Origin of the sequence: Pseudoalteromonas sp. TB51, assembly GCF_000498055.1 — a bacterium.
GTDB classification, from domain to species: domain Bacteria; phylum Pseudomonadota; class Gammaproteobacteria; order Enterobacterales; family Alteromonadaceae; genus Pseudoalteromonas; species Pseudoalteromonas atlantica.
Genome location: NZ_AUTO01000103.1, coordinates 1 through 6,486, shown reverse-complemented (window position 1 = coordinate 6,486; position 6,486 = coordinate 1). Strand labels below are relative to the sequence as shown.

3 protein-coding genes and 1 pseudogene (1 of these 4 only partly in view) are annotated in these 6,486 nt (G+C 38.9%); all 4 read right to left on the bottom strand.

Annotation, left to right across the window (positions count from 1 at the left end; genetic code table 11):
* Nucleotides 1–216 (bottom strand): annotated as a pseudogene (locus tag L650_RS0105035) (IS1182 family transposase); it reaches 1,214 nt to the left of the window's first position.
* A gap of 345 nt (nucleotides 217–561) precedes the next feature.
* Nucleotides 562–3,762 (bottom strand): efflux RND transporter permease subunit, encoded by a 3,201-nt coding sequence (locus L650_RS0105030; RefSeq protein WP_029772416.1) that lies wholly within the window; start codon nucleotides 3,760–3,762, stop codon nucleotides 562–564.
* 11 nt (nucleotides 3,763–3,773) lie between these two features.
* Nucleotides 3,774–5,030 (bottom strand): efflux RND transporter periplasmic adaptor subunit, encoded by a 1,257-nt coding sequence (locus L650_RS0105025; RefSeq protein ID WP_029772415.1) that lies wholly within the window; start codon nucleotides 5,028–5,030, stop codon nucleotides 3,774–3,776.
* Nucleotides 5,031–5,094: 64 nt separating this feature from the next.
* Nucleotides 5,095–6,312: a TolC family protein gene (locus L650_RS0105020; protein ID WP_029772414.1), complete on the bottom strand. Its 1,218-nt coding sequence runs from the start codon at nucleotides 6,310–6,312 to the stop codon at nucleotides 5,095–5,097.
* Between the last annotated feature and the right edge of the window lie 174 nt (nucleotides 6,313–6,486).

Here is a 6,486-nt window from a genome sequence, read left to right as displayed (position 1 = left end):
ACCATAAAGATACAGTTTTAATAATGTGGCTGGATGATACTTAGGGCGGCCTGTGGACTTTAAAGTTAACCCTTTAAACTCCAATTCAGCTAGATTTAGTTCCTCAATGAAAACATCAATCACTCTGACCGTATTATCTTCACTGACGTAGTCTTCCAACGATTCTGGAAATAACGTTGATTGGTCACGACTTTCACCGCTTATAAACTTTGACATACTGCCTCAACCCTCAACTGAATCAATAGTCTAATTATATAAATATCAGTATATTAAGTGAACTAAATGTATAGATTAATAGATCATAAGCAGAACATACTTAGACCAAAAGGTGATCAGAGTTTTCACACAGTCTGTGCCATAATCCGACCTTGAGACACATAGAGATTAAGACTGCAAAGATACGAAAGCGGAAGTTAGCTTTGGCCTGTTTAACGACAAATATTCCGACAAAGCAGTCATGACTATTAGTTTATTGTTAAATCTAATCTTTCTTTTCGTTCATCTACTCAATAACCCCACGCTAAACGTGACTTTAGCGTGGGGTTAGAGTTCACAGTAATTTTATCTGGATAGCTCTTTTATTTTTTTCTCTGAAAACCAGCGATATAAAACAGGTAAAACAAATAATGTTAACAGTGTTGCAGTTACCAAGCCGCCAACAATAACACTCGCTAATGGGCGCTGTATTTCTGCACCAACACCATTAGACATTAACATCGGTATCAAACCTAAAGCTGATGTTATAGCAGTCATAAGTACAGGTCTTAATCTTGAAGTAGCGCCTTCAAAAACGGCTTTAGATGCTTCTAGACCGTCTTTAATACGTTGGTTGATACTTTCTACCATAACGACCCCATTCAATACCGCTACACCAAATAAGGTAATAAAGCCAACGGAGCTTGGTACAGACAAGTATTGTCCAGATAAATATAAGGAGAAAACTCCGCCAATTACAGCAAGCGGCACGTTGACCAATATCAGCATAGCTTGACCAACAGAACCAAAGGCAAAGTAAAGTAGTAGTGCGATTAGAGCTAACGATAAAGGTACAACTATAGCTAACCTATTTTGAGCACGTTTTTGACTTTCGAACTGGCCGCCAATCGAAACAGAATAACCTGAAGGTAAGTCAACCTTTTCAGCAATTACCTTTCTGATATCGGCAACCACGCTTCCCATATCTCGATTTTGTACATTTGCTTGGATAACGACTCTTCGTTGTACATCATCGCGTCTAACTTGTGGTGGGCCTGACTCAAATGAGACTGAGGCTACGTCACCCAGTCGCACCCAAGCACCAGTAGGTGATTGAAGCCGAATATCAGCAATAGCTTCTTTGTTACTTCGGTACTCTTCCTCTATGCGAACGTAAATATCATAACGTTCATTACCATTGATTATTTGTCCGGCTTCAACACCACCAATACCATCACGCACAACCTCCATTATGTCACTCACAGACAATCCAAAGCGTGATAGTTCTTGCCTGTTAGGACTTATCACCAATTGCGCTTCACCAGCAATTTGCTCCAATGCAACATCCCTTGCACCTTCAATGTTTTTAATTGCTGTTTCTATTTCTTGACCTTTAGCCGCCAGTACCTCAAGTTCAGGCCCAAACAACTTTATCGCCAACTGAGCCTTAACACCAGATAGTAGCTCATCGACACGAGTCGCAATAGGTTGAGAAAAGTTGAGTAGCAACCCAGGGAATTCTTCTAAAGATCTCTCCATTTTTCCTTGAAGTTCATATCGATTAGATGCACTGGTCCACTCAGAAACAGGCTTCAACCCTATGTAAATTTCGATGTTATTCACAGGCTCTGGGTCTCCACCTATTTCTGCTCGACCAATTCGGCTTAATGCATAGGTTACTTCAGGGAAAGCCATTAGTTTTTCTTCTAGAATTGGTGCCACAGTGAGCGCGGTATCTAAACTGGAAGAAGGTGCAAGCGTTGCTCTTAAGTTTATCGTCCCTTCTTCTAACTCAGGTACAAATTCAGTACCAATTAATGGAACTAATGCAAAGGCAGAGAAAACTAATATAAGTGCGGCTGAAATGACTAATTTGGTGCGTTTTAGTGCGAATGTAAGCCCTTTTCTGTAGAGTTTGTCTAATGGCCTAAGAACAAAGCTTTCCCTCTCTTTTACACCTGACTTAAATAAATAAGTAGCTAAAGCGGGTACAACAAACAACGCAACCACAATAGCAGATATAACAGCTAAAATGATGCTTATTGCCATAGGTTGAAATAACTTTGCCTCAACACCTTCAAAGCTAAATAAAGGCGTAAATACGACTAAAATAATAGAAGCTGCAAAAAATACGGGACGAGCCACTTCTTTACCCGCATTTTGAAGACGTAACTTAATACCATGCTCATCTTGTTCTACATCATGTGGATCAGTATCAGCACTAGGCACTCTTTCTTTTACAGTTTTTAAATGGGTAGAGTCTGGTCTATTTAAATGCTTAAACATGTTTTCAACCATCACGACTGAACCATCAACTAGCATACCAATGGCTACGGCAATGCCACCCAATGACATAAGGTTTGCAGAAATGCCCCACCAAGCCATGATCATTAACGCGATACCAATTGAAATTGGAATAGATATTAGGACAAGGAAGGTTGCACGTATATTCATTAAAAATAGTGCTAATACAATACAGATGAAAATAAATGCTAGTAATAGTGCATCAACTACTGTATCAACGGCTTTTTCAATCAAATCAGCCTGATCATAAAATGGTTCAAAGCGAACACCTTTAGGCAATGCTTGATTAATCAATGGGATTCTTGCATTGATACCATCAATGGTGGCTTTAGTATTAGACCCCATGCGTTTTAAGACAATGCCAGAGACAACTTCACCTAAATTTTCGACTTTACCGTTTTCGGTTTTGCGCGTCATTGTGACAGCACCTTGACGAATTTCACTGCCCATTTCAACTTTAGCAATATCCGAAACCGTCACAACTGTCCCATCAACTGTTTTGACGGGAACTTGTTTGATATTACTAATACCAGCGTCACCACTTTCAAACCAACCTGCACCTCTAATAACAAGCTGCTCTTGCCCACGGTTCATATACCATCCGCCAACATTGGCATTGTTGTTATCTAGGGCACCAACAACGTCTTCTTGCGTTAGGTTATAAGAAAGAAGCTTAGATGGATCTACATTTACTTGGTACTGCCTAACAATACCTCCAAAGGAGAGTACATCAGTAACACCATCGACAGGCATAACGAGTAATTTTACTACCCAATCATTGAGACTCCTGAGTGCCATAGCATCATAGCCTGCATCTTTATCTGAAATAAGAAGGTACTGAAATACTTGGCCTAGCCCTGAGGTGTTTGGCCCCATTTCGGGTGTGCCGACACCTTCTGGTATCAGTTCTTTTGCGGCTTGAAGACGCTCAAATACAAGTTGTCTTGCAAAGTAAATGTCGGTGCCTTCTTTGAAAACAACCGTGACGCCAGACAAGCCTGTTTTAGAAATTGAGCGCACTTGTTCTACATCAGGTAAGGCATACATGACCGCTTCAATGGGGTACGTAATGAGTTGTTCAACTTCTTCAGCAGCTAGTCCTGGCGCTTCAGTATTTACAGCAACTTGAACATTAGTAACATCAGGAAAGGCATCTAAATTTAGTTTTGGTATAACCATAATTGCGCCGACAATTGTGGCAAACAGCGCAATCAAAATCAGGAGTCTATTATTAACAGACCAATCTATTATTTTATTAAACATAGTCTTGCTCCTTAGTGGTTATGCGGATCAAATCCGCCTTTAGCGATTTCAGAAGCAACAAAAAATGCGCCTTTGGTTACAATTCGCGTCCCACTATCAAGGCCAATGATTTCCCTAAAATCACCTAAGGCTCGGCCTAGTTCTACTTCTACAGCTTTAAATTCTCCAGGGTGGTCTTCGACAAATACGGTCCAATCACCATCTGCGCTGCGGATCAATGCTTCTTCTGGCACAGCCATCACTTTCTGCTTTGTGGCAAACTGAAAGTAAACTTTTACAAACATACCTGAATGAAGGTTATCATCAGCATTCTGTACCCCCAATCTAATAATTCTTGTACGAGTTACGGGATCAATTGTATGGGCTTCTTGGATAACTTTGGCATTGTAACTCTGGCCTTCTAATTTAAGTACCGCAGGAGAATCAATTGATAAATTTAGCTTTTTATTTGGAGAAACTTTTGCTTCAACCCATAGTTGTTTTTCATCAGCTAACAACATGACTGCATCCCCAGCATCAACACGTTGCCCTTGGATAAAGTCGTCTTGAAGCACGACACCTTCACGGTGCGCCGTTAATGCATATTGTCCAAATGCTTTAATGTCTTTGTTAGAAATACCATTTATTGCTTTTTCAGTTAACCCTAAAGCAATGAGCTTGCCATAGCTCGCATTGTATGTTGTTTCAGCTTGTAATAATCGACTTTCACTCACCGTCTTATTACCCAGCTTTTTTACACGTTGCCATTCGGTTGAAGCGATTAAATAGTCAGCTTGTGCTTGTGCCATTGCTTCACTAAATAATGTAACTAACTTCTGACCTATTTCTACATACTCGCCAAGCGCTGCATGGCGACTGATAATGACTGACTCTGTACGTGGTGATACCACATAACTTTTATAGCCATTAGCTTTTATTTCGCCAGGTGCATATACGGAGCTAAATTGATATTCAGGCTTAACACTTTCCACTTTAATGTTAGCAAGCGACATCTTCTTTGGATCAATAGTGATACCTTCTTCATGTTCTTCTTCTCCCTCTTTATTACCACCTTCATGGCCGTGCTCGTCATGGTCACCTTTATCTTCTTCATGTCCCTTTTCGTGTTCATGCTCATCTTGATGTTCTTTTTCTTCTTGTTTCGAAACGTTTGTGACAGAACCAGTTCCATCTGACGACTGTGCAAAAGCATCATGATTTGTACTAAACCCAACTAACAGGCTGCTAATTACTACGGCTAAAAATTTTTTACTAATTACTGTATTCATTTTTGTAACCTATATTTTTAATAAATTTAAGATTTCGTTTTTCGCTACTGAAAAAACAAAGCGCTCAAATCTCAAATTTGGATAACTGACCCATACTTAAAATGAAGGATATTTCTGCAAGCTTGAATTGATTTTCCAAACGTATTCCTGCATGAAGCCCTTCCGCACGTTGATTTAATGCAAGTAAGTAGTCAGAAGTATTAATGTCACCAGCTTCCCAGCGCTTATTTAATAAGTTTTCGCTGCTATCTAATCTGCCTTTTGTCAGTTTTTGCCATTGCTCATAATATTTTTTACTGACAATAAGCGATTCATAATTAGCTTTTGCTTCAAATGACTGCTTTCGATAAACCGACCGAAAGTTAGCCTCTGCTGCAATTGCTTCTGAATAAGCGGCTTTAACAGTATCTGAATAGTTATTTCTGATATTTAAAGGCATTGAGAAAGTCACGCCAATCAAGTCTTCATCTCCACTTTTCCCTGCGTTAACTCCAATGGTTGGATTGGCTTTAGATTCCATAGTGGTTAGTTGAGCTTTAGATTGTTTTATCTTCCATTGCGCTCTAGCGAGTTTAACTTTTGGATGTTCCTCAACCCACTGAGAGTTAAATGAATAGTTTGTTGCTCCAAAAGTAAATGAAAACAAATTGGTAGTATTAGGCGTCCAATCAGGCAATAACTCCTGAACATTTACCTCTGCATTTTTCAAAGCAATTTGCGACTCAGATATTCCACTGAAAACTTGGGACAAGTTTAAATAAACCAGTTCAGCGTCAAGTGGCTCTAGAAGTCCTGCTTTTCGCTTATCTTCAATAATTCCAACGAGCGTTTGTAATTGATTTTCTCTTACTGAAAGTAACTGAGCCACCTTTTTTGCTGCTTGCCAATTAACTATTGCAGTTAAAGCGTTAGCCTTTTTAGAATCGAGTAGAGATAACAATTGTTGCTGGTTTGCATAAACACCAATTTCACCAATGCTTTTATTTGCTGATTGCTTATCCCAAAAATCAATCGTTTGACTGATACCAATAGAATAATTATCAAAATCACCCTCTTTTTCATAGCTTGCTTCAAGCTCTGGGTTATATACGGCTTTAGTTAAGCTCTTGGCTCTATGATTACTTGCATTAAGTAACTCTTTAGCCGCAACAACTTCGGGATCTTTATTTATTTGACTATCTAGCCATGAAATACTTTTCTGTTTGGCATAAGTGGCAACTGAAAAACTCACAGCCATACATAAAGACAGGACTAAACCTGCATTTTTTAAATATATATACATAAAAATTCTTAATTTTAAAATTAATAAACACGAAACCTTTATCCATTATTAAAGGATAAATAGGTCATTAAAAATTAATCTAATTAAGAAATAGGCGGACGAAGTATCGCTTCAAGAAAGGTACTTGTTTGATCAATTTGATAAGGCGTTTTATTGATAATGTTTAGTTTGCCC